Source organism: Streptomyces sp. GD-15H, from assembly GCF_045291515.1.
Lineage (GTDB): Bacteria > Actinomycetota > Actinomycetes > Streptomycetales > Streptomycetaceae > Streptomyces.
The window spans coordinates 911,611-935,866 of the sequence record NZ_CP149447.1; the positions used below are offsets into that span (position 1 = coordinate 911,611).

The window sequence follows — 24,256 nt, forward strand, 5'->3', positions numbered from 1 at the left end:
GACCTGCGGCTCAGCTGTCGACGGTTGTCAACGTTGGTCGCCTTCGGCCGCCTTCGGACGGCTTGCAGACGGCCCGGCGGGGCCTGCCCGAAGCTGCCTGGTGCTCTGACCCGGATGGTTCGCCGGTTGGAAGGTTCGCACCGGCGTCGGCCCTTCCCTTTCTGCAGGGAGCGTGATCGCGTAGGTTGTGGCTTTTCGAAGATGTACGTGAAGGAGTGGAAGTGGGCGGGACCCCCGGGATAGCGGCGCTCGCGCAGGTCGTGTCGACGACGCACGGCGTGGACGAGCGGATCGACTGGAGTGAGCTCGAAGAGACCTGGGGGACCCGGTTTCCGGCCGACTATGTCGCCTTCATGGAGGTGTACGGGGCAGGGGAGCTCAGTGAGGCGATCGGCATACTGCTGCCGGTTCCGCGGCCCGACGCCTACTCAGACGGGTCCGGGCTGAAGGACGAGACGGCGAACGCCCGCGGTACATGGGAGATGTACGGCGGCAGGGCGGCCCTCGACGTGGACCCGGACTCCATCCTGGCTTGGGGCGTCACCAGTGGCGCAGACATCTATTGTTGGCTGACCACGGGCGACGATCCCGACCTGTGGCCCGTGCTCGTATGCGGGCGGCACACGAATCCCCACTTCCAGGTCCACCCCTTCGGAATGGCGGAGTTCCTGCGCAGACTGCTCACAGATGAAGAATTCCAGGAGGAGACGATCAGTGTCGTCCTTCCGGGAGAGCCCTCTTTCGTCAACTGGCGTGAGCAGCAGCGGTGTTTGGAGGCGGGCCTCGACCCGTCCACAGGGGAGCCCTGGTAATAGCAGCTACTTTGGAGCGGCTGACGGGACGCCTTGACCGGGCTCGGGATCAATGAGCCCGCAGAGATCACCGTTCGCGGCTGGTTACGCCGCCTTCAACGGCCGCCCACCCCAGCGGATGCCTTTCTCGCTGCGGATGCGGGCGCGTTCCTCGCGTTCGGCGGCCAGGACGTCGCGGTGGCGGGCGTTGGCGTTGCGCCGGCGCAGGTAGGCGTGCAGGGCCCGGGTCTGCACGGTGTGGTTGGGGTGGTGGGAGTTGGCGAGGGTGAACTGCCGCAGCGGCCCAAAGTGGGCCTCGATCGGATTCGCCCACGAGGCGTAGGTCGGGGGAAGCACAACTCGACCTTGTGCTTCATCGCCCAGCGCCGGATGTCGAGGCCCTTGTGGGCGGACAGGTTGTCCAGGATCGCGTAGATCGGTGCGCCGTCGGACCGGGCGGCGCGGATCGACTTCAGCGCGGCCAGCGTGTTCCCGGCGCCCTTGTGCCGGCGGTCGACACCCCAGAGGGTGACTCCGATGAGCAGTGATCGTGCGCGCTTCGATAAACGTATGGGTGGCATAGGAACGTGTGCCACCCGCCCAGGCGGCCAACTCCTCCCGGGCCGCGCGCAACAGGGCGACGGAGGGAGCGGTGGCGCCGCTGGTGACGAGCGCCACCTGCGGGCTTGGGGTCGTCGCTGTGCGCAGGAGGCGGCGGGCGTCGGGCCTCCGGGTTCGGGTGCGACGGCCGAGGACTTCCGGACAGGAACACCCGGGCCGTCTCATCCCTGGTGCCGGCGTCGGCCTGTTCGCCGCCGATGACGAACTCTCGGGGCTGGGTGACGATCGCGTGGGGGCCACAACGAACCGTTCTCCGCTGGAGCCGGGCGAAGCCGTCGCAGGGGGCTCCTGGGCACCCGGTCACAGCCAGCCGGAGCGCTGCGCCAGCAGGGCCATCTGGAAACGGTTCGCGGCACCGAGACGGGCCATCAGGATCTGCAGGCGGCGGAACAGCGTACGGCGGCTGATGCCCAGTTCGCGGGCGATGACGTCGTCGGTCGCGCCGCCGGCGAGGAGCCGCAGCAGGCGACGGTCGGCGGGCGGGAGGCCGACGGGGCCGGCAGGGAGGCCGTGGAGGGGGAGGGCGTTGTGCCATGCCTGCTCGAACAGGGCGGCCAGCGCGGAGAGCAGGCCGCACGGCTGCACCACCAGCATGGTGTTGTGCACGTCCGCTTCCTTGATCGACAACGACACCAGGGCGTACGCCTCATCGATGATCAAGAGCTTGACCGGCACCGACGGCAGCACCCTGGCCTGCTCGCCCGCCTCGATGCAGGGTTCGACGACGTCCTTCAGGTGGCCGGGGTGCTCCAGTGACTCCCGTGAGTAGACGACGCGCTGCGTCACCCCGCGGGCCAGCGTCGCCAGGGCGTCGTCGGTGGCGCCGGCCAGGGGGACGTACGGCGGGGACTCGAACTGCCGGATCTGCTCGCGGCGCCGGCCCACGCGTGGCGCATCCTGGGACCGACGGCTTCGCCGGTGACGACCTCGACGAGGTCGTCGTTGTAGGCGGCGAGCCGCCGGCGCTGGAACGACTCGAACGCGCCGGTGACGGCGATGCGCGACTCCTCGAGCTCGGCCGCCCGGCGCCGGGCGAGGATCTCCAGGCCCGCGGCGGGCGGCACCGGGGCCACCACGTCCCCGTCCCCGGCCGCGGTACTGGCCAGACCGGCGTCGACCAGTTCGCCGTACGCCGCGGCGAACTCGCTCCCGCCCAGCCCGGCCGCCGCAGCGATCGCGCTCAGCGGAGCGGGGGCCAGTTCCAGCAGGGCCAGGTAGACCCGGCACGCCGTGTGATCGAGCCCCAGCAGCCGGAGACCCGCGCCGAGTTCCGCGTTCGCCATGGGGCACATTATCGATGCTTTCCGTCCGGGACCGTGGCCGATCTGTGCCACTGGCACTGTTCGGCCCCGGCGCCCACCGCGCGGCGGTACTCTCCGGGAGCCGCCGCCAACCGGCGGCAGCGAGGGAGCCCGGGACCCCACCGGGCGGGGCGCCACCCCGCCCGGACGGTGCGCTTGCCCGCCCTCGCCGCCGACACATGGAACCCCATGAAAGCTCCGACGGAAGAAGGTGCACGCCGTGGCGAAGCGCCGGAAGAACGGCCTCTACCCGGAGATCTCCGCAGAGCTGTCCGCCCTCATGCGGACGGGCTGGGCGGACACCGAACGACACGACCTCCAGCTCGCCGAGCAGGCCCCGCACGCGGCCCGCCGCCGCGCCGCGCTCTCCGCACGGTTCCCCGGCGAACGCCTCGTGATCCCCTCGGGGAACCTCAAGGTCCGCTCGAACGACGACACCTACCCCTTCCGGCCGTACACGGGCTACGTGCACATGGCCGGCGACCAGGTCCGGGACGGCGCGCTCGTCCTCGAACCCCGCGCGGACGGCGGCCACGACGCCTACTGCTATCAGCTGCCACGGGACAGCAGGGACGACGACGAGTTCTGGACGGGCGCCCACGCGGAGCTGTGGACGGGCCGGCGCCGCTCACTCGCCGAATCGGGGCGCGTACTCGGCCTGCCGTGCCGCGACGTGCGCACCGCGGCCGCCGACCTGGCCGCCGCCTCCGGAGCGCCGACCCGGATCGTCCGCGGGATCGACCCCTCCCTCGAGGCCGCCGTCACCACCGACGCGGAGCGGGACGCCGAACTCGAGGAGGCGCTCAGCGATCTCCGCCTCGTCAAGGACGCCTGGGAACTCGGGGAACTGCGCAAGGCCGTGGACTCCACCGTGCGCGGCTTCACCGACGTCGTCGCGGAGCTCTCCCGGGCGATCGCCTCGTCGGAACGGTGGATCGAGGGCACCTTCTTCCGCCGGGCACGCCTCGAGGGCAACGCCGTCGGCTACGGCTCGATCTGCGCCGCCGGCGAGCACGCCACGATCATGCACTGGACGGACAACGACGGCCCGGTGCGCCCGGGGGACCTGCTGCTGCTCGACGCGGGCGTGGAGACGCACTCCCTCTACACCGCCGACGTCACCCGCACGCTGCCGATCAGCGGCACCTTCACACCCCTGCAGCGCGAGATCTACGACGCGGTGTACGAGGCCCAGGAGGCCGGCATGGCGGCGGTCAAGCCGGGCGCCCCGTACCGCGACTTCCACGAGGCGGCCCAGCGCCACCTGACGGCCCGGCTGGTCGAGTGGGGCTTCATCGACGGTCCCGTCGACCGCGCGTACGAGCTCGGCCTGCAGCGCCGCTTCACCATGGCCGGCACCGGCCACATGCTGGGCCTGGACGTCCACGACTGCGCGCAGGCCCGCACGGAGGAGTACGTCGACGGCGTGCTGGAGCCGGGCATGTGCCTGACCGTCGAGCCGGGCCTGTACTTCCAGGCGGACGACCTGACGGTGCCCGAGGAGTGGCGCGGCATCGGTGTCCGGATCGAGGACGACCTGGTCGTCACCGACGAGGGCCACGAGAACCTGTCGGCGGGCCTGCCGCGCGCCGCGGACGAGGTCGAGGCGTGGATGGCGCGCTTCTCCGGCTGAGTGCGGCGGTGGCGTCGCCGGTGCGCCAGTGCGCCGGGGGTTCGCCGTCGCCCTCGGCGAGGCAGCGGTCCCTGGGAACGTCGCCGGTGGGGCCCGCGGCCGCGCCGAGACCCCCACCGAGTCCCGGTGACTCCCGCTCGACACCGTGCGGACCCACCTGCCTGGGGCCCGATGCGCTCACCCGCCACGTCCGGTCATCCGCGGCCGTGCCCACCGAGCACCGGGTCGAGCGGCTGCCGGGAGCGGCTCGACGCCGTCCCGGCAGGACGACCTTCCCGCCTCCACGCCCACGCTGGCCGGCACCGCCCGCGTGAGGCGGCCGTCGTCGGCCTGACCCTGCCGTGAACTCAGCTCGGTCATCCGGCGTTGCCGGGGCCGCCACTGCTTCGCGTATTCCGCGACCGTCTGCTGCCCGAGTTCGCGGCGGGCCTCAGCAACGTATGGCGCTGTTCTCCTTCTCTCCGCATAGATCTGCGTGAGGCGTTCGATCGCGTCGTCCTGCGTGCCGAAGCCGCCTTCCTCACACTGTTTCCCCAGCCCGTTCCGGAAACGGATCGTGTACGGGTGCGGGCACCCGGGTCGGCCTGAAACAACCACACTCCTTGAAAAAGGACCCAACCCCACGGGCGAGCTGTCGAGCCACGTATCAAGCCTTCCGAGCAGGGCGCCGGGCGGGGCAGCAGATCCCTGCCCCGGGGGCAGGTCAGCAAGCCGGACACCGTCCGGCCCGATGCTGACCGTTTGCTGACCCGGAGGCGACGATCAGGGCTCTGACCTGCGGAAACACCTAAACGCTAGATCTTGGACTTGAACAGAGTACGAAACACTCGAAACTCCCTGAATACGGCTCCCTGCCTGCTTGTCGCAGGTCGAAGGCGTTCTTCACTGTACAACGGCACGCCTTGAACTCGAAGATTGCAAGGAACATCGGTTCGCTCTGGCGAGAAGGCCCCGACGAGGAGCACGTACCGGTCGAGTTCCGGATCGACTTGACGCCGGTACCGGACGAGGTGGAGCAGGGGTGGGAGAAGTACGGCATGGTCGACGCCGACGACTACCTCGGAGGTCGGCCCGCCTATCCCGACTGGGCCGGTGTCGAGGCCCCGTGGCGCTTCTTCTTCCGCATGGCGGACCCCGTCGAAGACGGGCCGTACTCCCTGAACTTCGCCCACGGTGCCGGCTACGCCTACCTCAGCCCGGACCCCTTGGAGGATCGCTTCGGCTGGGAAGCGGCGTAGCCCATGTGCCACCGTCTCAGTTTCCTTCTCATTCAGCGCCGTGCACGGCCGTTCAGGCGGGACCCGAAGCCGTCCAGGCGCCGACGACCAGCCGACTATGAGCCCAGGTGAACGCCCACGCACACAGCCCAACCTCCCGCCAACACAGTTGGAAAGAGTGTTGGTCTCCGTCTGCGGTTGCACCGGAGTCACCACCTACTGAGGCAGCTAGGTTGAAGTCGTGGACGATGACGCGATCTTCGGCTGTCTTTCAGCCCCGCAGGCCGGGAGTGCCGGAAGCCGGGTCTGTCCGAAACGCGGTGGGCTAGGATCCCCGCCGGGCGAAGCCGTAGCGCAGAGGTCGTCGCGCGCGGTCTCCAAAATCGCGAGGACGCCGGTTCAAATCCGGTCGGCTTCGCCCGCCCCAGCTGCGCGCCCGGGTGGATTCCCCGGGACACCCGAAGCCCCGTCGACCCTCATGCAAGGCGGGGAACCCGCAGGCCAGCCCCTTGATCACCCAACCGCTCTCCTAAAGAGAGGATACGCGCGGCTGATGCCGTCTGTGGCAGGAAACATCGACCGGTACTGACCGACGACACCTCAGTCTGCCCATGGGGCCAGCCTGAGCAACTCGCCCATGCCGTACGGGTACAGCCATGGGCTATGGTGACCGGCTCGGAGTCGATCGACCGCGATCAGCGCGTCGGCTGCGGTCTTGCAGCGCGGATGCCGCGTGGCGAAGGTGGCGATGCGGGCTCGCTGGGTGGGCAGCCAGGCGGCGATCACCTGAGGGTCGCCGTCGTACCACCACGTGAACCGGAGTTCCTCCCAGAGAAGGTTGGTCGCCCAGTCGAGGGCGAGGCGGACGAGCCCGGCGTCCGCCTCGGGCCGGCAAGCCCAGCAATGTGCTCCAGCCACGGCTTCAGACCACCCGTCGCATGGGCGATTCCCTCCAAAAGGTCAGCGATGTCCGAAGGGGGCCGACCGTCAACCAGAGCGATCGCCAGCAGCGCTCGAAAGGCCTGTTCCACAACGGCACGTTCGGGCGCAGACCAGTCAACGAACTTGGCCCCGCGCCGACCGAGATGACCGATTTCCCCGGACGGATCGGCGCCATGGCCCTCCGGCCCCCAGTAGCGCAGCGCACGGGGGATGAGACGACGCCATAGGACGGAGTACTGGTCCGTTTCCCAGTGGCTGACGACCTCACGCATGAAATGCCCGAGGAGATCGTCTGGTACGGCAGCGGGGTCGCCACCGAGAAGGCGCAGCTCCGACTCCGGGGTGCAGTAAGTGCAGCCGTCCACCGGGCGGTCGAGTTCGGGAGGTGACGCGAAGACCCGGTCAGCCTCGGCCAGCGCGTGCTGCCACTTTGTGTACGGATCGGGGTCAAGAGGATCGGACATGGTATGACCTACCGCGGGGACTCCGCGCAGGGGAACCTGGCGAAGAGCGGGACTCTACCACCGGGCGATGTCCGAGGCCTCGGTCTCGCCCTGACATCCAGGCTTGGCATCAGCGACGCCAGACAGCAGCAGCCATGAACGGCCCGCGACGGCTTTGCGTCTCACGTCCCTGAGTGCCGTGGCGCCCCTCTGATCGAACTCCTGAAGTGGTTGTCATCGCAGCGAGTCGAGTCGTTGCCTCCTCTACCGGCCGAGCTTCCTGAGTAGCTGATCCGTGGGCCAACAGCACGTCCATACGGCCCAGTTCGTCGTCACGAAGTATGCGAGCGTGACCCAGCCCTCTTCCTTGCATATCAGCGCTCTGCCGGTCTGGTGGACACGGCGTAGGTACAGCTGCCGGAGTGGCCCCCCGGTAACCAGCAGAACCGGTGATGCGGCCAACGCAAGCACCGTTACAGCAAGGCGGAAGGCAAGGATCTGGGATCTGTTCTCCACACGCATGAGAGCAGTGTGAGGCACCGGAGCTGGGCCGCCTCTGGACCGTCCGAGGCCGCTCAGTGAGGGCCAATGACGACCAACGTCGACCGCTCAAGCAGCTATCGGCACCCCCGGGACCTGTGAAAACCCAGCTCCCCAAGATCCCCGGCAAGACCCGACACTTCTTGACCGTCGCGAACACATTGATGCGACGACACAAGGTGATCATGGTAGGGCGTGAGTACAACCCCGCGAGAAGTGCACCGAGAGCTGCAAGAGCGCCCGAAGGCCCTTGTGTACGTGTTCCTGCCGGGCAAAAACCATGGCGGAGGAGGATGGATGACCGGCTGGTCGGTGGCCGGCGAGTTCGGGTCCATGGCCAAGGGCAACCCTTGGCACTGGATCGTGGCCAGTACGGCTTGAAACGTGCCGGTCGGGCAGGTGGGCACCGTCATGGTGACCGTCTCGCGCACAGTCAACCGGTCTCTTCCGCTGCCCCGGCGTCTCCGGTGCCCGCACCCCCACGTCGACCGCAGCATCCGTCGTGCATCAGTACCGGTAGGACGCGCGAGAGCTGTTCGCCGTCCGGAACTCCGGCACGAGCGAGCAGCAGATGGTGCCTCACCCGTGCACTGGGGCACACCTGCTTCCGGGACGGGGGTAGACGCGCCCACGGCCTTGGCCCGCCTTCACCGACATGGGAGTTCGCCGACTTCTCCATCGCCCGAGCAGGGCGCGAGCACGCCGGCACAGCCTGCCGGGCTGGTCGCGTACGCGAGGGTCCTTGGCCGCGGCAGGCAGCGGAGCACTGTCAGTGACGGGTGGCAGCATCGGGCGCATGACGGACACCACGACATTCGACTGGCGGCCCTTCCTGCTCGGATGGAGCGAGGAGTGGGCAGGTTCCCTGCCGGATGGTGAGACGCGGGGCCAGGACGACGAGGCCGCCCGGCGGGCGCGGTGGCTGGGGTTCCCACCCGCGTCCGAGGAGCGGATCGCCGCCATGGAGGAGCGCCTCGGCCGGCGGATACCCCCGTCGTACCGGGAGTTCCTCAAGGTCAGCAACGGGTGGCGGCACGCGGGCGGGTTCGTGTGGCTGCTGGCGGGGAGCGCGGAGGCGCGCTGGCACGACGACGAGTCGGGACTCGCGGACATCTTCGAGGAGGACCTGGACGAGGACGCCGGGCCCGAGGAGCGGCGGGAGGCGGACCTCTGGCGACGCGGGCTGCAGCTCGACGTCGAGTCCGACAGCACCTACGTCCTCATGGATCCCAAGGACGTGGACGAGGACGGTGAGTGGGCCGTGTACACATGGGCGGGCTGGCGGGCCGCGCCACCGGAGCGGCACGCGAACTTCCTCGAGTACATGCGGGACATGCACCGGGAGTTCCACAGCCTGCGGGCGCGCCGGAGCGACGGGGAGCCGGTGTTCGTCAACGACACGACGCGAAAGCTGGACGCCCTGGTGGAGGAGGCCCGGCTGGAGGCGCTGCGCGGTGGCTGGGAACGGGCCGTGAAGGCGCTGGACGAGGCCAAGGGGTACGGCAGGCCGCGGGCCGCCGGGCTGGGCGACCAGATACGCCGCCTGCTCGGACAGACCTCCATGGTGTACTTCGAGCACTTGGTGACGGACCCGCGGTACGCGCCCGAGCTGCTGCCACCGCTGGTGGCCGAGCACGCGGCGCACTCGTACCGGGACGACTCCACGCTGAGGTTCCACCTGCGGGGCGCCGACGAGGACCTGGTGTCACTGGCTTACGCGACGCTGGAGCAGGTGCGCAGCGGCACGTACCGGTACACGGCGGCCGGACCGTTCGGGGAGGCGGTGGAGCGAGCACGGGAGCTGGCGCGGTGGGGGGACACCGACGGGGCCTGGCGGACTCTGATGGACGTCCTGCCCCTGTGGGAGCCGCTGGGACCGGACCTCCTGGCGCCGCTGGGGTGGGTGGCCGACCCGGTGCTCGGGCCGCTGCTGACCCCGGAGCGGGGCCGCGAGCTGCTGTCCACGCCGAGGGGCGGGCAGGTGGGTGAGGCACCGGGGCCGATGGCCGGGCTCGACCCGGGTGACCTGGCGTGGCTCGCGGAGCCCGACCCGGGCAACCACCGCACGTCCTACCGTTTCGTCCTGGTGGAGGGTGTGGAGCCAAAGGAGTTGCCCGGACGTCTCGCGGACGGGGACGGCCCCGTGCTGAACGAGCCCATGACCCTCTGGGAGGCGCGCCACAGGTCGCTGGACAACCAGAGGGAGTTCTCGTCCTACGACGACAGGGCTCTCGTGGCGGTCGGCCGGGCCGGCCCCGGTTGGAGCTTCGCCTTCGACGGCGACCCCGCCCCGTTCGACCGGCAGCGGTTCGTCTCCCCGGCCGCGGCCGCCGCCGCGGGCACCCGCGCGGTGGTGCTGTGAAGCGGCCTGAAGGCATGTCACGGGGAACCGTTTTCCACCTTTCGGTGGGCGGCCGGACGTCCGCCGAGAATGCCGGTGCGGCGGCGCCACCGACCCTCGCTGGCCTCAGTTGGGCCCTCCCGCAGGCGATACCGCCGACTACGCCTCGCCCGCAACGCGCACACGGACATGCGCACGTTGCGAGCCACGGCACCGGGCGCGCGAATGGATAGCGCGCAGAGTGCCGGTGAAGCAGCCGGACCGCGGGACTGATCGACTCAGCCGCCGCTCTTACGCCTGAACGACCGCTGGCTCGCAGCCGGGCCGTGCGCCGCACGCACCTTCGACGCATTCGGGTTGGCGGCAACATCGGCCGCGTCCGCCTGCGCACCGCGCTTGCGCGCCAGGGCTTCACGGAACTTGCGCTTGAGGTCATAGTTGCCGTCGTTGTCCGGCGCCAGAGGGGACGTCTCGGGGGCAGCCGGCTCCGAACCTTCCGTAGTTGCGGGCTCTGCGGTCATGGTGACCTCCTGGGTTCGGGGAGTGGGCAAGCACAGCTTGTCATGCCGGGCGCAGTGCGGGGCGCCGGCAACATCATCCTGCTCCGTTTCGGCGGGTATCCCTCTCGCGGTCGAGGGCGTTCGCTTCGTAGGTGGGGGGCGCAGGACGGGCTTCGGGCCGGGCCGAGGGTTGTCGATCCCGTGGCCAGGAGATTCGCTGCCAGGGCAACGGCTCTCAGCCGTTGCGACGCACGAGGGCGGCCTTGCGGGCCCTCGGCGAGCTCGCGGACCTCGCCGGCCTTTCGGGACTTGCCGCCGGCGCCGCGGGAGGTGTCCTTGCTGGTGCCGAGGCCGCGGAAGCGGAGCGTTGGTGTCCTTGCTGGTGCCGAGGCCGCGGAAGCGGAGCGCTGGTGTTCTTGGGCCGGGGAACGGCGGGCCCGCCGTCGAGCGGGGTGCCCGAGGGAGCCTCGGCGCCGGTGATCCGGCTCAGCTCCGCCGCGCCCGAGCGCACCTTGGTGACGGTCGGCTCGATGCCGGCCCCGGCCATCATGCGGCTCGTCTCGCGGCGCTGGCCCGCCAGCACGAGCGTGACCACGCTGCCGGACTCACCGGCGCGTGTCCCTCCCCTCGTAGCGTGGATTCCGTGATTGCAGGGGAAGTCGAGATTCATGGGGTCCAAGCAACGGGCGTATACGCCTGAGTTTCGCGAGGGTGCTGTACGCATCGTGATCGAGACGGGCAGGCCGCTCCCGGAGGTCGCCGAGGAGCTCGGTGTCCACTACGGAACGCTGCACAGCTGGGTGTCGCGGTGGCGGCGCCGCCGTCCCGGGCCGAAGGCCAGGTCCAAGTGGCTGACCGGTTCGATCCACGACACCGCCGCGCAGGTCGTGGCCGCCGCCTTCGACCAAGCCGAGCACCGCGACCCCGAACACCGCCGGTGCTGGGTCGTGCTCGTGGACGGGGCCCGCCACCAACTCGACCTCGTTACCGCCGAAGCCAAGCGCCGGGGCGGGAAGGTACACATCGTCATCGACCTCATCCACGTGCTCGAATACCTCTAAAGCGCGGCCTGGTGCCTGCACGGCTCCGGCGATCCGGCCGCCGAGGCATGGGTCGCCCGCCACGCCCGCGCCATCCTCGGCGGCGGTGCCGAGCAGGTCGCCGCCGCGCTCCAGGCGGCCGCCCGCGCCGCGAAGCTGGAGAAGAACCGCCGCAAGGGAATCGACGACGCCGTCGGCTACCTGCGCAACAAGGCTGACTACCTGCGCTACGACATCGCACTCGAACGCGGCTGGCCGATCGCCACCGGCATCATCGAGGGCGCCTGCCGCCACCTGGTCAAAGACCGCCTGGACATCACCGGAGCCCGCTGGGGCCTGTCCGGCGCTGAGGCCGTGCTCAAGCTTCGTGCCCTGCGCACCAACGGCGACTTCGGCACCTACTGGGCCTGGCACGAGCAGCAGGAGTTCGCCCGCAACCACCAGGCACGCGACCGACTCAAACTCGCGGCCTGATCAACAACACCCCGATTGGATCTGCACCCTTGTTGTTTCACCCGCGCGGTGACGCTTGGCGGTAGCACGCGTCGGGCGCCACCAGCTCCTCAAGAAACCGATGTCGAGCCGAAGTCCCCATTGAGTTTCCGGTCGGTATCAAGGAGCAAGCCGACCTTGAGGCCACAGAACGCTGAGCCTTTTCCATGCTCAGTCCGAGCTGGTCAGATGCAGGCAGAGGACCGCCTGAACGAGGCTGGTGATGCGGGGTGGTCGAGCAGCGGAGCTTACGGAGGATCCGCCAGGACTTGAGGGTGGCGACGGCCTGCTCGACGAGGGTCCGGATCTTCGCGTGGGACCGGTTGACTGCCTGCTGGCCTGACGAAAGCGCCTCCCACCGGCCTCAGTGGGGGACACGGACCGTCCCGCCGGCACCGCGGTATCCCTTGTCGGCCCGGCACGGGACGCCCGCCTGGGCGAGAGCGTCGATGATGCCGTGCTCGCGGGCCGCGCGGATGTCGTGGCCGGCCCCGGGCAGGGCCGGTGAGGCCCACAGCAGTCGGCCGAAGGGATCGGCGATGACCTGCACGTTCATCCCGTGTCTCTTGTGTTTGCCGGAGTGTGCGCCGTGAGGCGCTTGTTGTTCGAGTGGAGGTGAAAGACCGCCGCCGCCGTCCTGTCGCAGCAGGACGGTTGAAGCTGAGGGCAGCCTGACCCGGGAGGTGCCGGGGAGGGCGGGAAGCAGCCCTGACAAAGCCGGGACGTGCCAGTACTGCCAGATGGGGCGGGTTCGGCAAGCGAGACGGAGAGGAGTACGCGAGGAACCGGCGTCTACGCCTCCTTAAGGCACGCCAGCTCGAACCTGGTGGATGAGGGCTGGATGCGGTGCGTCCCCGCTGGATATTCGGCCGGCGGGGAACTTTCCGCGCGGTCTACTTCGGTCGCGCGGGGAGGCCACGGTGAAGTGCTGCGGGGTAGCCGTGGCGAGGCCGCGGGGGCATAGCCGGGCTCCTACTCCGACGATCGAACAACGAGCGAACACGGGAACCGTCCCGGTCCCGCCCTCCTGCCGCGTGTCCAGCACGGCGGGAGGGCTGGGTCCACCGTCGGCCGACCGGGCCGGGGCGGGGCGGAGCCACCGTAGTACTCCGAGCCGGGGAGAGCCTGGCACATGGGGAAGGGCGGCAGCGGTTTCGAGAAGGGAAGGAGGCTGCAATGCCGAAAGACGCGCTGCTGAACAGCAGTGCTCCTGAGGCCCCGCGGGGGTCTCACCAGCGGGTATCGGGGATGCAGGCCAAGCTTCACCGTTGGGCGGCGGCCGACCGTGGCCGCAGGTTCGACGATCTGTTCAACCTCGTATGCGATCCGGCGACGCTGCTCGTGGCGTTCGAACGGGTCGCGGGCAACAAGGGAGCCCGAACGCCGGGCGCGGACGGCCTCACCGTCGTCAACGTCGAGCAGGAACTCGGCCTCCCGGGCTACCTGGAGGACCTGCGACGCGTACTGAAGACGGGTGAATTCCGCCCGTTGCCGGTACGCGAACGCAAGATCCCCAAGCCCGGCGGGAGCGGGAAGGTGCGCAGGCTCGGCATCCCGACCGTCTCCGACCGGGTGGTCCAGGCGGCCCTCAAGCTGGTGCTGGAACCGATCTTCGAGGCCGACTTCCTGCCGGTCTCCTACGGCTTCCGGCCCCTGCGGCGCGCACACGACGCGATCGCCGAGATCCACCGCTACGGCACCCACGGCTATCGCTGGGTGCTGGACGCGGACATCGAGGCGTGCTTCGACTCCATCGACCACACGGCCCTGATGGACCGGGTGCGCGCAAGGGTCAAGGACAAGCGCGTGCTGCGGCTGGTCAAGGCGTTCCTCAAGGCCGGTGTCCTGACTGAGGGCGGCGGTCGCGAGGAGACCTTCACCGGCACCCCGCAGGGCGGCATCCTCTCCCCGCTGCTGGCGAACATCGCCCTGTCCGCGCTCGACGAGCACGTGATGGAGCCGTGGGAGCCGGGCGGGCGGATGTCCACCAGAGGCAGGCGGGCACACCATCGCCACCACGGCCGCGCGAACTGGCGCATCGTCCGCTACGCGGACGACTTCGTCGTCCTGGTCGACGGCAGTCGTGACGACGTCGCCCGCCTGCGCGAGGACATCGCCGACGTACTGCACCCTCTCGGGCTGCGGCTGTCACCGGCCAAGACCCAGATCGTGCACATGTCGGACGGGTTCGACTTCCTGGGGTTCCACATCCAGTGGCGCCGCAAGCGAGGCTCGAACAAGTGGTACGTCTACACCTTCATCGCCGACCGGCCCATCCGGCAGCTGAAGGACAAGATCCGTGCCCTGACGAACAGAACGTCGCAGCAGGACCCGGGGACCGTGCTGAAGAGGATCAACTCGATTCTGCGCGGCTGGGTCAACTACTTCAAGCACGCGGTATGCAAGACCACGCTGAAAGCCCTGGACCACTTCGTATGGCGACGGGTGACCAGCTGGTGGATGGTGCTGCATCGCTGGAGGTGGAAGGACGTCCGCCGACGCTTCACCGACCGCAACGGCCGGTGGCACAAGCTCTCGGCGGACGGGATCGAACTGTTCCCCATGGTCTCGATCGCGGTCACCCGCTATCGCTACCGGGGCAACACAATCCCCAACCCCTGGACCCTCAACCACGCCTGAACGACAGAGACCGTGGAGAGCCCGGTGCGGTGAGAGCCGCACGCCGGGTTCGGCGAGCGGCACGGAGAAACGGACCGATGGCAACATCGGCACCGCGCTCCGTGCCGACTCAACAGAACGGCCGGTCTGCGGCGATCTCCCCGGCCTTCGGCCGGGAGGTGCCCCCAGTCGATGGGCAGCAGCGTGCCGTCGAGGAGGACGAACGCCTTCGTCGAGGCGGCCCGTGCCACCTCGGCCAGGGCAGCGGCGAGGGCGCCAGGAGATCGACGGCCTCGGCGACGTAGCGGTAGACGGTGGTGGTTCCGACGCCGAAGCCGGCTGCGAGCCGGGCGTGCGTCTGCCCGCCGCGGAGGTGGGCGAGGGTGAGCAGGGCCTGGCGGCCCGCGGTCAGCCGCCGCCATCGGGTCTCGAGCATGCGGCGGTGTTCCCGCAGTCGTCGGGCGAGGAAGCGGAGGGCAGAGCTGGACACGTCGACGCGATGGGGCCTCCCCTGCTCCGCCACGGGCCTTGTCGTCGCGGATCCACTTCCGCAGCGTTTCCGGAGGGATGCCCGGACTCTGGGCGATATCCGTGAAGGACCGGTCCGCAGAGGAACGCGCCGGCTCCACCGCATCCCGCTTGAACTCCTCGGGGTGGTTCTTCCGCTTTGCCGCCATGGACCACTTCCCCTGGATGACGAAGCATCCAGCGTCCAGGTGCCGGAATTTCGGGGGGCACTCCACGCCACCTCGACACCCTGCGCGCCCACGGCCTGCGCTTCTGCGGACACGACGAGGACGTGCACGTCCGCATCGCCGAACTGCCCGGCCGTCCCTTCTTCCTCGCCTCGCTGTTCCAGCCGGAACTGGCGGGCGACGGCTCGCGCCCGCACCCGTTGGTCCGGGCACGGGCGCGAGCCGCCGTGGAGCATGCGACGCGGCAGGAGCGCGAGCCGCGTCGGGAAACCGAAGTTCAGCTCGTGTGCCCCTCCGTTGCGAGGCCGGGTCAGCCTCTGGCCCGCGTGGTGTCCAGCCGCCGGACCAGGAGCGTCATCGCGACCATGAGCACGACCGGGATGAGCATCGCGACGCGCAGACCCCCGACCTCCGCGAGCGCCCCGATGACCGGCGGGCCGGCGAGGAAGCCGCCGTATCCGACGGCGGAGACGGCGGCGATCGACGGGCCCGGCCGGTCCGGGTGCTGCTCGGCCACGTGGCTGAAGACGACGGGGACGACCGCCGCCAGGCCGAGGCCGAGCAGCGCGTAGCCGAGCAGCCCGGACGCGGGGGCGGCCACGGCCACCGCCACGGCAGCACCGAGCCCCGCGACCAGCCCGCAGGCCAGCATGAAGCGGACGGTTCCGGTGCGGGCCCGGATACGGTCGGCGGCCAGCCGCCCGGCGACCATGCCAGCCGAGAAGACGGCGAAGCCGGCGGCGGCGGTGCCGGTGCCGGCTCCGGCGGCGTCGTGGAGGTAGACCGCTCCCCAGTCGTTCAGCACCCCCTCGCCCATGAGCGCACAGAACGCGATCAGGCCGGGGATCCACAGCCCGCCCTTGGGCAGCGCCAGGGCCGGTCCCGGGTCCGTGGCGTCCGGCGGATCCGGGAACAGGATCGTCATGGCCGCGAGAAAGGCGACCGCCGCCACCAGCCCGGTGACGAGGAAGTGCGGCCCGGCGCCGACTCCGTGGCCGGCGGCCACGCTCCCGGCGGCGGCGCCGACGATGCCGCCGAGGCTGAACATCGCGTGGAAGCCCCCCAGGACCGGCCGCCGATAGGCCCGCTCCACCAGCACGCCTTGCGTGTTCATGGTGACGTCCACGGCGGTGTTGCCGCATGCGAACGCCGCCAGGGCGAGCGCCAGCAGGGGCAGGTTGGGCGCCACGGCGAGCACGGGCAACCCGCCCGCGTACAGCACGGCGCCGACCAGCAGCACCGGCCGGCTGCCGTACCGCGCCACCAGGCCGCCCACGACGGGCAGCGCCGCCACCGCGCCGACGCTGAGCCCGACGAGCGCGAGCGCCAGCGCCCCGGCAGACATGCCGAGCCGCTCCTGGACGGCCGGCACCCGGGAGGCCCAGGTGGCGAAGACGGTGCCGGTGAGGAAGAACACCGCGGCGACGGCGGCCCGCGCCGCCCGCACCTGCCGGGGAGGCGAGCCGTGCCGCTGCTGCTCGGCGGCTTCAGCCGACACGAGCGGCTTCGTCACGCGCCAGGCCGATCAGGGCGTCGCGCTCGTCGATCAGTACCTTCGTGAAGACATCGGCGAATGTGGCCATGGTGTCCAGTCCGTTGGGCGGCCCGAGGGAGCTGAAACTCTGCCCGAGTACGAGCCGGCGTTCGCAGACGTCCTGGGCGACCGGATACTCCTGGGCCCGGTATTCGCATCCGGGCCGGGTATGGCCGCAGGTCCACGGACATCCTTTTCCGTAGCCGCGCCTTTCCTGGAAAAGCGTCTGCGCGGGTACCGGCTGATGCTGCCAGCGCATGATTCCCAGTCCTTCGGCACTCACCGCCTTCAGCACGGCGTCACGGAACGCCGCCACGGGAATCTCGGCCACTCCGTACTCCTCGGGATCCACGAGAATCGGGTAGAAGAAATACACGTGGGTACGGTCGTCCGGAACCGTCTGCGGCCGTAGGCCCGGAATTTCCCGGAGTGCTGCGGTGAGCGCGGCGCCATTGGCCTCGCGTACGGCCGACATCGCGGGGAGCCGGGTGAGCTGGGAGCGGGCGAAAGCGGCGGCGAGCACGTCGATGCGGTAGTTCCAGCCCATGATGCGCGCATTGTAGTCCCGCCCCTGTCCGGCAAGTTCCTCGCCGAACATCAGGACCCGGCTTGCCAGCCGGTACTCCTCGGCGTCGCGGGTCGCGAAGAGTCCTCCCTCACCCAGGGCGGACAGGGGCTTGGAGCCGTTGAGGCTGGCGGCGCTCAGGTCGGCGAGCGCCCCGACCGGACGGCCGCGGTAGGTGGCGCCGTGCGCCTGGGCGGCGTCCTCGATCAGCGTCAGCCCGTGCCGGTCCACCACTTCGCGCAGCCGATCGTAGTCGGCCGGAAGCCCGTTGAGGTCGACGGCGATGACCGCCTTCGTGCGGTCCGTGACGCGCTCGGAGATCTTCTCCGGGTCGATGTTCAGCGTGACCGGGTCGGTGTCCACGAAGACCGGGACGGCGTTGGCCTGCAGCACGCAGGAGGCCGTGGCCAGGAAGGTGTCGGCGGGCACGATCACCTCGTCGCCCGGCTCCACACCGGCCGCCGTCACTGCCATGTGCAGGGCCGCGGTACCCGAGTTCGCCGCCAGCACATGGGGCATGCCGGTGGCCTCGGACCAGGCCGCCTCCAGGTCCTGCACGGTGCCCATGGGCCAGTGCCACGGCGTGGCGTCGTCCATGGCCCTGAGCACCGCGCGGCGGTCCTCCTCGACGATGTACGGCCAGGGTGCGACATCGCCCTCGGCCATGACCGGCTTGCCGCCCTTCGCCGCTAGCACGCCGTGACCTCCGCCCCGGCCTTCGCGGGCTCCTCAGCCGCCGGTCCGCCGGCGGCCGGTCCCCTGCGGAAGACGGCGGTGACCGACGGCAGTTCGGGGTGCGGCCCGAGATGCTCCGCCAGGCCGCGCAGTCCGGAGGCGAGGTCGTACTCCGGCTTGAAGCCGAGCCCGCTGAGCCTGGAAACGTCGGCCACCAGCCGGAAGCTGTCCTCCAGCCGGGTGGTGTCCGCCTCCAGCCGCGCCGGGCGGCAGGTCGCCTCGGCCACGGCGTCGGCCAACTGCTGCATGGACACCTCACGGCCGCTGCCGAGGTTGTAGATCTCTCCGTCCGTGCCCGCCTCCGCCAGAGTGATCAGGGCCTGGCACAGGTCGCTGACGTGGATGAAGTCGCGGGTCTTGCGGTCGCGGTCCCCGACGAGCGGGATCGGCAGGCGGTTGAGCTGCCAGCGCAGGAACTGCGAGACCTCGCCGCCGGCGCGCCTCGGGTCCTCGCCGGGTCCGTAGACGACGAACGAGCGGCCGATGACCACGGGCAGCCCCAGGGCGTCGTGCAGGCTGCACAGGGCCAGCTCGCCCGCGAGCTTGGAGGCGCCGTACGGGAGGAACGGCCGCGTGGGGTGATGCTCCGTCATCGGGGTGTGCTGCGGCGTGCCGTAGACGATCGCCGAGGACAGATAGACCAGCTTGCGCACTCCGAGCAGCGCGGCCGCGTTGCCGATATTCGAGGTGCCGACCGCGTTGACCTCGAAGTCGAAGCGGGGCTGCTCCACCGACAGCGTCCCGCTCGCGTTGCCGGCGAGGTGGAAGACGGTGTCGGTGCCCTGCAGGGCCAGCAGCACGTCGCCGAAGTCTCGCAGATCCGCTTTGGCGTACCGCACTCCCGGCAGGTCGAGGATTTCTTGTCGGGGGACGGATAAGTCGACGACGACCACCCTTCGGCCACACTTGCTCAGCGCCCTTACCAGATGACCGCCGATAAATCCGGAGCCTCCGGTGACGGCCACTTCCGTAGCCGTCGCGAAACGTTTCCCCTCGGGCGACAGACTCACGGTGGAATTCCTTTCCCTTACTGCTGGGTTCGGGCACGATTCGGGATCTGTTCGACCGTTGCATGACGTCTCGACGGCTTGGAGTGGGTGTCTTCCCATCGTGCCCAAATTTCCTCGATGACCAGGAGCGATGTCGAGGAAATTGCCACAGAGTTCATGCGGTGGGCGCGCCGGCAGGCCGCCTCGAAGGGTTTTCCGGGGTGGCGCTGTTTCCTCAACCTTTGCGGCGGCTTCGCCGCGTCGGGGGCACGCCGAAAGATTCGCGACAACAGTCGGCTTGCGGTTGCCGCGAGTTCCTACGCTGACTGTCACCAGTGCTGAGACGATCGGCGGCGAGGAGCCCGACATGAGTGGACCTGGGACCGGCCGGAATGTGGCTGTCGTGGGAGGCGGGGTGGCCGGACCGACATGCGCGGTCGGCATGGCACGCTCGGGATACGACGTGACGCTCTACGAGGCCTACACCAAGCGGGTTCAGGACGTGGGCTCGTTCTTCAACCTGGCCCCGCTCGGGCGGGCCGTGCTGGAGGAGCTGGGGATCGCGGACGCCGCGCTCAAGACCGGGACGGTCTGCGACGGCATCACCTTCCGCAACCACAAGGGCCGCTGGCTCGCGAACAACCCGGAGAGCACCACGAACATCATGCGCGGCGAGCTGAGCGCCGGGCTGCGCGAGGCGGCCGTCGCCGAGGGGGTGGAGCTGCACCTGGACAAGCGGCTGAAGTCGCTGCGGGAGCGGCCCGACGGCAGCTGGCAACTGGGCTTCGCGGACGGATCCGAGGCGGAGGCGGACATCGTGGTCGGCTGCGACGGGGTGCACTCCGGCGTCCGGCCACACGTACTTCCGGAGGCCTCGCCCCCGCGGTACGCCGGCGTGGTCGGCTCCGGCGGTCTGTCGGAGGTCTCCGACCACTACAAGGTGGACGGCCTGTTCCACATGACCTTCGGGCTGCACGGCTTCTTCGGCTACCAGGTCATCCGCCCCGGGCAGATCCTCTGGTTCGAGAACCACTACGAACTGCAGGAGCGAACCATCGGCGAGCTCGCCGACCTCCCCAACTCCGCGTGGATCGACGCGCTGGTCGAACGCCACCGCACCGATCCCAGGGAACTCGGCGAGATCATCCGGGCCTCGGTGGGGACGGTGTGGCGCTGGCCGGTGTACGAGGTGCCGCTGCTGGAGCGCTGGCACCGCGGCACCGCCATCGTGATCGGGGACGCCGCCCACGCGATCCAGCCGCACCTCGGAGTGGGGGCGACGCTGGCCCTGGAGGACGCGTACGAACTCACCGCCGCCATGCGGCGGGAGCCCGACGCCACCGCCGCGTTCACGGCCTTCCAGGCCGACCGCCGCGCCCGCGTGGCCAAGATGTTGAAGCAGGCACAGCGCATGGGTTCCGTGATGACGCCGCGGCACTGGTGGGAACGGATGATGCGTGACCTCACCCTGCCGATAGCGATCAAGCAGGGGATCAAGAAGAGCGAGCAGGGCTTCGGCTACCGGCTGGCCCCGTGGCCGCCGACCGACCAGGCCGCATGAGCCGGCGGCTGGCCCGGCTCACCAGACGCCCCGGCTCACCTCAGCTCGCCGGTGAGGATCCACAGGTGGCCGAACGGGTCGCGGATACGGCCCGAGCGCTTGCCGTAGGGGCGGTTCTCGATCGGCACGATCACTTCGGCGCCGCCCGCGGACATGCGTTCGCCGACGGCGTCGGGGTCGTCGGCCTCCAACTCGATGAGGACCGGCGATCCGCCGATGTCACTGGGCGCGAGCCACCCCCATTCCTTGACAGCGGGTGAAACCCTGAGAGTCGTGCCCTCGATGCGGTGATCGATGACGCTGGGCCGGCCGTCGTCGAGCGGCGGGGCGCGGAACACCTCCTCGGCGCCGAGGAATTCCTGGTAGAACGCCGAGGCCTGGTCCGGATCGGGAACGATCAGGCGAGGAAACATAGGCATGGCCGCCATGCTAGTCACGAGATCCGCTTCCGGGGGTTGCGGATCGCCAGATCTGCCGCGGTTCTGTCACATGAATTCACCCCGGCTGGATAGAGTCGTGGGCATGGTGGCACTCGCAGTGACTCCGAAACTTGTCGTCAACAACGCCCGCCAGGCCCTCGATTACTACGTGCGCACGCTGGGCGCGCAGGTCGAGGAGCGGCACGAGGACGGCGGCCGGATCGTGCACTCCCAGCTGCGGCTGGGGCCGACGGCCGTACAGGTCAAGGACGCCGACGCGGTCGACGACGACCCGCTGCGGCTCGGCCGTCCCGGCGTGCTCCTCCAGCTCATCGTGGCAGACCCGGACAAGGTGGCCCGCGCCATGGTGGACGCCGGCGGGGAATACGTCTTCGAGGTGGCCGACCGCGAGTACGGCGCCCGCGCGGGCCGCGTGAAGGACCCCTTCGGCCACGAGTGGCTGGTGCAGACGCCCAGAACGGCCTGAGGCCGCGGTGGTCTCGGCCACCACGGCCTCATCCGTACGACGCGTCCGACACACCCCGGCGTCCGGTGACGCCGGGGCCCCCTCACTCAGAGGGCGGGCTTGATGTTCACGTTGGTGTGGAAGAAGTTGTCCGGGTCGTAGACCGACTTCAGCTTCGTCAGCCGGTTGTAGTTCTGCCCGTACGCCTCGGCGACCCGATCGGCGGCGTCGACGCCGAGGTGGTTGGCGTAGACGCCGTCGGTGGTGTACGGCAGCAGCTCGGCGTAGACACGCTCGGTCCACTCCACCGACTCCTCGTCCTTGGCCGGGTCGGTCCAGGACGGCAGGATACTGGTCAGATAGCCGTCGCGGTGCGGGAACGGCGTCTCCTCCGGCCCGACCTTCAGCATCGCTCCGCCCATCTGGGCGCCGCCCACCAGGCTGCGCTCCGAGGGGGTGCTGACGAACCCGTCGGCAAGGACCTGCATCGCCTCCTCCCGCAGCGACGGCAGCAGGAACGAGCGCGGGTAGTAGCGGTGCCCGGCGACCGTGTTCTCGTCGAGCAGCCGCTGCACCGCCACGTACGGCATCACACCGCAGTGGTCGAGCACGAGGTTCGTGCCCAGGCCGCGCATCTGCTCGATCAGTCCCTCCGTCTTCTCGTCGGGTGCGGCGTGGCAGAAGCCGATGCCGACGGCCGGTTCCCCGTTGGGGGCGACCAGGAAGGCGAACGAGGTGGTCAGCGCATCCGGGGCGGTCCGGTTGAACTCGTCGATGCGGCGGGTCACCGCCACCGTCTGGTCGATCGGGAACCCGAGGATGCCGGCCGCGCACTCGCCCTGCGGGTGGAGCTGGAACTCGAAGCGGGTGGCGACGCCGAAGTTGCCGCCGCCACCGCGGATCGCCCAGAACAGGTCGGCGTCGTCGTCCGCGCCGGCCCGCACCAGTTCGCCGTTGGCGAGCACCACGTCCGCGGAGATCAGGTTGTCGACCAGCAGACCCCGGTAGCGGGCCAGCCAGCCCAGGCCGCCGCCGAGCGTCACGCCGCCGATCCCGATGTACGACTCCTGCGAGCCGGTGACGGCCAGGCCGAAGCTCTGCGTCTCCGCGTCCACGTCGCCCTGCAACAGGCCGGGTTGCAGCACGACGCGGCGGCGCCGCGGATCGACGTGGATACCGCGGAGGTTGGAGGTGTCCAGCAGCAGGCCGCCCTCGACCGTACCCGTGCCGGCGAAGCAGTGCCCACCGCCCTTGACGGCGAGTTCGATCTCGTTGTCGCGCGCGAAGTTCACGACCTTCATCACATCCGACGCGCCATCCACCCGCACGATCGCACCAGGGTTCTTCTGGAAGTATCCGTTCCAGATCAACTTGCGTTCTTCGTAGTTCGGATCGCCCGGTTTGATCACCTCGCCGCGGATGGCACCGCGCAGATCCTCGAGCGCGGCGTCCTTGACGGCATTTCCGGCTGCGTTGACGAGTGCCACGGCAGTCCTCCTGAAGGGAACGGTGTGCGGCGAACGTAGTCCTTTGGAACCGAGCGCTGTCCGTGCATGAAAGGGTGCCGACAGGCCGGCGGCGGTCACGTCGGCCGGGCAGTGACAGGAATCTTCTCGAACGCCCAGTACGGGAACCGGAATCCGCCGCCGCTGGGGTTCCAGCGGGCCGGTCCGGCCGATTCGACACGGGAGAAGCGCGCCATCAGCCGCTCGAAGACGACCGTTCCCTCGATCCGCGCCAGCGCCGCCCCCAGGCAGTGGTGGACGCCGCCGCCGAAGCTCACATGCGGATTGGGTGACCGGGTCAGATCCACCCGGTCCGGGTCGGCGAAGGCCGACGCGTCACGGTTCGCCGAGGCCAGCAGCAGCACCACGACCCGTCCGCGGCGGAGGGTGTGGCCGGCGATCTCGATCGGCTCCAGCACCAGGCGCGACGTGGTGTGGATCGGCGCGTCGTAGCGCATGAACTCGTCGACGGCGGTGCCCATGACGCCCGGGTCGGCGCGCAGCTGCCGCTGGATGTCGGGCCGGGTGACGAGCAGGTTGCCGCCGGTGGCGATCATGTTGGTGGTGGTCTCGAAACCGGCGTAGTACACGAACAGCGCGTTGTCGACGATCTCCTCGTCGGTGAGCGGTTCGGTGCCGTCGCGCACCGCGGTGAGCATCCGCGACAGCAGGTCGCCCCCCGGCCGACGGCGGCGTTCTCGCAGCAGGTCGACGAAGTAGGCGCGCAGCTGGGCCACCGCCTCGTGCGCCTCGTGCCGCTTGTCGTCCGGGATGAACACGGCGAAGGCCTGCGCCAGCGAGGTGGACCAGCGGGCGATCATGTCGCGGTCGGCCGCCGGGATGTCGAGCAGCTCGCTCATCACCGTCATGGGTACGGGCACGGCCAGGTCCGCCACCAGGTCCCACTCGTCGCGCTGCGCCAGCGGGTCGAGTATCCGGTCGACGGACGCGCCGATGGGCCCGGCCAGCGAGCGCACCATCGCCGGGTTCAGGGACTTGATCAGCAGGCGCCGCAGCCGGGCGTGCGCCTCGTCGTCGCGGTTGATGACGATGCGCTGCAGATAGTCGTTGGCCGGGCCCTCCCCGATCGACAACGCCTGGTACCGCTCGGGGTATTCACGGCCCAGGCGCCGGTCCCGCAGCAGCGCGCTGACCTCGGCGTGCCGCGGAAACACCCACTGGCCCGGGCCGCCCCGGCACATCGGCCCGTACTCCCTCAACTGCTGGTAGGCCGGGTACGGGTCCGCTGCCTTCTTGGCGTCGTCGAGCACGTACCGCGGCATGTCCGTCAGCATCATGCACCTCCA

Annotated in this window: 17 protein-coding genes, 1 tRNA gene and 7 pseudogenes; 11 read left to right on the plus strand and 14 right to left on the minus strand. The window is 69.9% G+C overall.

What is annotated here, in order from left to right:
- Window positions 1–221: 221 nt before the first annotated feature.
- The gene (locus WJ438_RS04525; protein WP_406724060.1) at window positions 222–812 is read left to right on the plus strand and encodes an SMI1/KNR4 family protein; all 591 of its coding nucleotides are present in this window, start codon (window positions 222–224) and stop codon (window positions 810–812) included.
- An 84-nt stretch (window positions 813–896) separates the two neighbouring features.
- Here WJ438_RS04525 and WJ438_RS04530 read toward each other — a convergent pair.
- Both WJ438_RS04530 and WJ438_RS04535 read right to left on the minus strand, forming a co-directional pair.
- Window positions 897–1,321: pseudogene (locus WJ438_RS04530) on the minus strand (transposase); the annotation flags it as partial.
- Window positions 1,322–1,712: 391 nt separating this feature from the next.
- Window positions 1,713–2,695: pseudogene (locus WJ438_RS04535) on the minus strand (LuxR family transcriptional regulator).
- Window positions 2,696–2,933: 238 nt separating this feature from the next.
- Between WJ438_RS04535 and WJ438_RS04540 the strand changes: the two are divergent.
- The 3 genes from WJ438_RS04540 (at window position 2,934) to WJ438_RS04550 (ending at window position 5,981) form a co-directional block, all read left to right on the plus strand.
- On the plus strand, window positions 2,934–4,346 hold the full coding sequence (locus tag WJ438_RS04540) for an aminopeptidase P family protein (RefSeq protein ID WP_406724061.1): 1,413 nt from the start codon (window positions 2,934–2,936) through the stop codon (window positions 4,344–4,346).
- A 902-nt stretch (window positions 4,347–5,248) separates the two neighbouring features.
- A complete protein-coding gene (locus WJ438_RS04545) occupies window positions 5,249–5,584 on the plus strand; it encodes a hypothetical protein (RefSeq protein ID WP_406724062.1) in 336 nt (111 codons plus the stop codon).
- A 322-nt stretch (window positions 5,585–5,906) separates the two neighbouring features.
- Window positions 5,907–5,981 (plus strand) — tRNA-Trp (locus tag WJ438_RS04550).
- 182 nt (window positions 5,982–6,163) lie between these two features.
- Here WJ438_RS04550 and WJ438_RS04555 read toward each other — a convergent pair.
- On the minus strand, window positions 6,164–6,481 hold the full coding sequence (locus WJ438_RS04555; RefSeq protein ID WP_406724063.1) for a hypothetical protein: 318 nt from the start codon (window positions 6,479–6,481) through the stop codon (window positions 6,164–6,166).
- A 20-nt stretch (window positions 6,482–6,501) separates the two neighbouring features.
- On the opposite strand from WJ438_RS04555, the gene WJ438_RS04560 reads away from it, so the two are divergent.
- Window positions 6,502–6,732 carry a hypothetical protein gene (locus WJ438_RS04560; RefSeq protein WP_406724064.1) on the plus strand — a complete coding sequence of 77 codons (231 nt, stop codon included), beginning with the start codon at window positions 6,502–6,504 and terminating at the stop codon, window positions 6,730–6,732.
- Window positions 6,733–8,284: 1,552 nt separating this feature from the next.
- Complete coding sequence (locus tag WJ438_RS04565; RefSeq protein ID WP_406724065.1) at window positions 8,285–9,850, plus strand: SMI1/KNR4 family protein; 1,566 nt, start codon at window positions 8,285–8,287, stop codon at window positions 9,848–9,850.
- Window positions 9,851–10,107: 257 nt separating this feature from the next.
- Here the strand turns inward: WJ438_RS04565 and WJ438_RS04570 are convergent, their stop codons facing one another.
- Together WJ438_RS04570 and WJ438_RS04575 are read right to left on the minus strand one after the other, a co-directional pair.
- Window positions 10,108–10,350, minus strand: a complete 243-nt coding sequence (locus WJ438_RS04570; protein ID WP_406724066.1) for a DUF5302 domain-containing protein — start codon at window positions 10,348–10,350, stop codon at window positions 10,108–10,110.
- Window positions 10,351–10,564: 214 nt separating this feature from the next.
- Window positions 10,565–10,999 (minus strand): annotated as a pseudogene (locus WJ438_RS04575) (RNA helicase); the annotation flags it as partial.
- Here WJ438_RS04575 and WJ438_RS04580 point away from each other — a divergent pair.
- Window positions 10,998–11,390 carry a transposase gene (locus WJ438_RS04580; RefSeq protein WP_406724067.1) on the plus strand — a complete coding sequence of 131 codons (393 nt, stop codon included), beginning with the start codon at window positions 10,998–11,000 and terminating at the stop codon, window positions 11,388–11,390. The pseudogene WJ438_RS04575 and the gene WJ438_RS04580 overlap by 2 nt on opposite strands.
- A 642-nt stretch (window positions 11,391–12,032) precedes the next feature.
- Here WJ438_RS04580 and WJ438_RS04585 read toward each other — a convergent pair.
- A pseudogene (locus WJ438_RS04585) lies at window positions 12,033–12,444 on the minus strand (transposase family protein); the annotation flags it as partial.
- Window positions 12,445–13,037: 593 nt separating this feature from the next.
- On the opposite strand from WJ438_RS04585, the gene ltrA reads away from it, so the two are divergent.
- Complete coding sequence (ltrA, locus tag WJ438_RS04590) at window positions 13,038–14,501, plus strand: group II intron reverse transcriptase/maturase (RefSeq protein WP_406723623.1); 1,464 nt, start codon at window positions 13,038–13,040, stop codon at window positions 14,499–14,501.
- 167 nt (window positions 14,502–14,668) lie between these two features.
- Here ltrA and WJ438_RS04595 read toward each other — a convergent pair.
- Both WJ438_RS04595 and WJ438_RS04600 read right to left on the minus strand, forming a co-directional pair.
- A pseudogene (locus WJ438_RS04595) lies at window positions 14,669–15,003 on the minus strand (transposase family protein); the annotation flags it as partial.
- Window positions 15,004–15,034: 31 nt separating this feature from the next.
- Window positions 15,035–15,157: pseudogene (locus tag WJ438_RS04600) on the minus strand (hypothetical protein); the annotation flags it as partial.
- 53 nt (window positions 15,158–15,210) lie between these two features.
- On the opposite strand from WJ438_RS04600, the pseudogene WJ438_RS04605 reads away from it, so the two are divergent.
- Window positions 15,211–15,423, plus strand: a pseudogene (locus WJ438_RS04605) (hypothetical protein); the annotation flags it as partial.
- Between the two features lie 62 nt (window positions 15,424–15,485).
- Here the strand turns inward: WJ438_RS04605 and WJ438_RS04610 are convergent.
- From WJ438_RS04610 to WJ438_RS04620, 3 genes are read right to left on the minus strand one after another with little or no spacing between them, the layout of a single operon-like run.
- Entirely contained in the window at window positions 15,486–16,673 is a 1,188-nt protein-coding gene (locus tag WJ438_RS04610; protein ID WP_406724069.1) for an MFS transporter, read from the minus strand.
- Window positions 16,663–17,970 carry a DegT/DnrJ/EryC1/StrS family aminotransferase gene (locus WJ438_RS04615; protein WP_406724070.1) on the minus strand — a complete coding sequence of 436 codons (1,308 nt, stop codon included), beginning with the start codon at window positions 17,968–17,970 and terminating at the stop codon, window positions 16,663–16,665. The genes WJ438_RS04610 and WJ438_RS04615 overlap by 11 nt, the downstream gene beginning before the upstream one ends.
- Window positions 17,964–19,019, minus strand: a complete 1,056-nt coding sequence (locus WJ438_RS04620; protein WP_406724071.1) for an NAD-dependent epimerase/dehydratase family protein — start codon at window positions 19,017–19,019, stop codon at window positions 17,964–17,966. Before WJ438_RS04620 ends, WJ438_RS04615 begins: the two co-directional genes overlap by 7 nt.
- A gap of 346 nt (window positions 19,020–19,365) precedes the next feature.
- Here WJ438_RS04620 and WJ438_RS04625 point away from each other — a divergent pair, with 346 nt between their 5' ends.
- Entirely contained in the window at window positions 19,366–20,559 is a 1,194-nt protein-coding gene (locus WJ438_RS04625; RefSeq protein WP_406724072.1) for an FAD-dependent oxidoreductase, read from the plus strand.
- Window positions 20,560–20,594: 35 nt separating this feature from the next.
- On the opposite strand, the gene WJ438_RS04630 is transcribed toward WJ438_RS04625, so the two are convergent.
- Window positions 20,595–20,978: a VOC family protein gene (locus tag WJ438_RS04630; protein WP_406724073.1), complete on the minus strand. Its 384-nt coding sequence runs from the start codon at window positions 20,976–20,978 to the stop codon at window positions 20,595–20,597.
- A gap of 103 nt (window positions 20,979–21,081) precedes the next feature.
- On the opposite strand from WJ438_RS04630, the gene WJ438_RS04635 reads away from it, so the two are divergent.
- Entirely contained in the window at window positions 21,082–21,465 is a 384-nt protein-coding gene (locus WJ438_RS04635) for a VOC family protein (RefSeq protein WP_406724074.1), read from the plus strand.
- Between the two features lie 86 nt (window positions 21,466–21,551).
- Here WJ438_RS04635 and WJ438_RS04640 read toward each other — a convergent pair whose 3' ends face one another.
- Window positions 21,552–22,931 (minus strand): FAD-binding oxidoreductase, encoded by a 1,380-nt coding sequence (locus tag WJ438_RS04640; protein WP_406724075.1) that lies wholly within the window; start codon window positions 22,929–22,931, stop codon window positions 21,552–21,554.
- A 95-nt stretch (window positions 22,932–23,026) separates the two neighbouring features.
- Window positions 23,027–24,247, minus strand: a complete 1,221-nt coding sequence (locus WJ438_RS04645; RefSeq protein WP_406724076.1) for a cytochrome P450 — start codon at window positions 24,245–24,247, stop codon at window positions 23,027–23,029.
- Window positions 24,248–24,256: the final 9 nt, after the last annotated feature.

Bases quoted from the DNA above. Each gene is read 5' to 3' on its own strand.
- WJ438_RS04645 (WP_406724076.1), bottom strand. From the start codon at position 24,247: ATGATGCTGACGGACATGCCGCGGTACGTGCTCGACGACGCCAAGAAG.
- WJ438_RS04580 (WP_406724067.1), top strand. From the start codon at position 10,998: ATGGGGTCCAAGCAACGGGCGTATACGCCTGAGTTTCGCGAGGGTGCT.
- WJ438_RS04560 (WP_406724064.1), top strand. From the start codon at position 6,502: ATGGGCGATTCCCTCCAAAAGGTCAGCGATGTCCGAAGGGGGCCGACC.
- WJ438_RS04565 (WP_406724065.1), top strand. From the start codon at position 8,285: ATGACGGACACCACGACATTCGACTGGCGGCCCTTCCTGCTCGGATGG.
- ltrA (WP_406723623.1), top strand. From the start codon at position 13,038: ATGCCGAAAGACGCGCTGCTGAACAGCAGTGCTCCTGAGGCCCCGCGG.
- WJ438_RS04570 (WP_406724066.1), bottom strand. From the start codon at position 10,350: ATGACCGCAGAGCCCGCAACTACGGAAGGTTCGGAGCCGGCTGCCCCC.
- WJ438_RS04630 (WP_406724073.1), bottom strand. From the start codon at position 20,978: ATGCCTATGTTTCCTCGCCTGATCGTTCCCGATCCGGACCAGGCCTCG.
- WJ438_RS04635 (WP_406724074.1), top strand. From the start codon at position 21,082: ATGGTGGCACTCGCAGTGACTCCGAAACTTGTCGTCAACAACGCCCGC.
- WJ438_RS04625 (WP_406724072.1), top strand. From the start codon at position 19,366: ATGAGTGGACCTGGGACCGGCCGGAATGTGGCTGTCGTGGGAGGCGGG.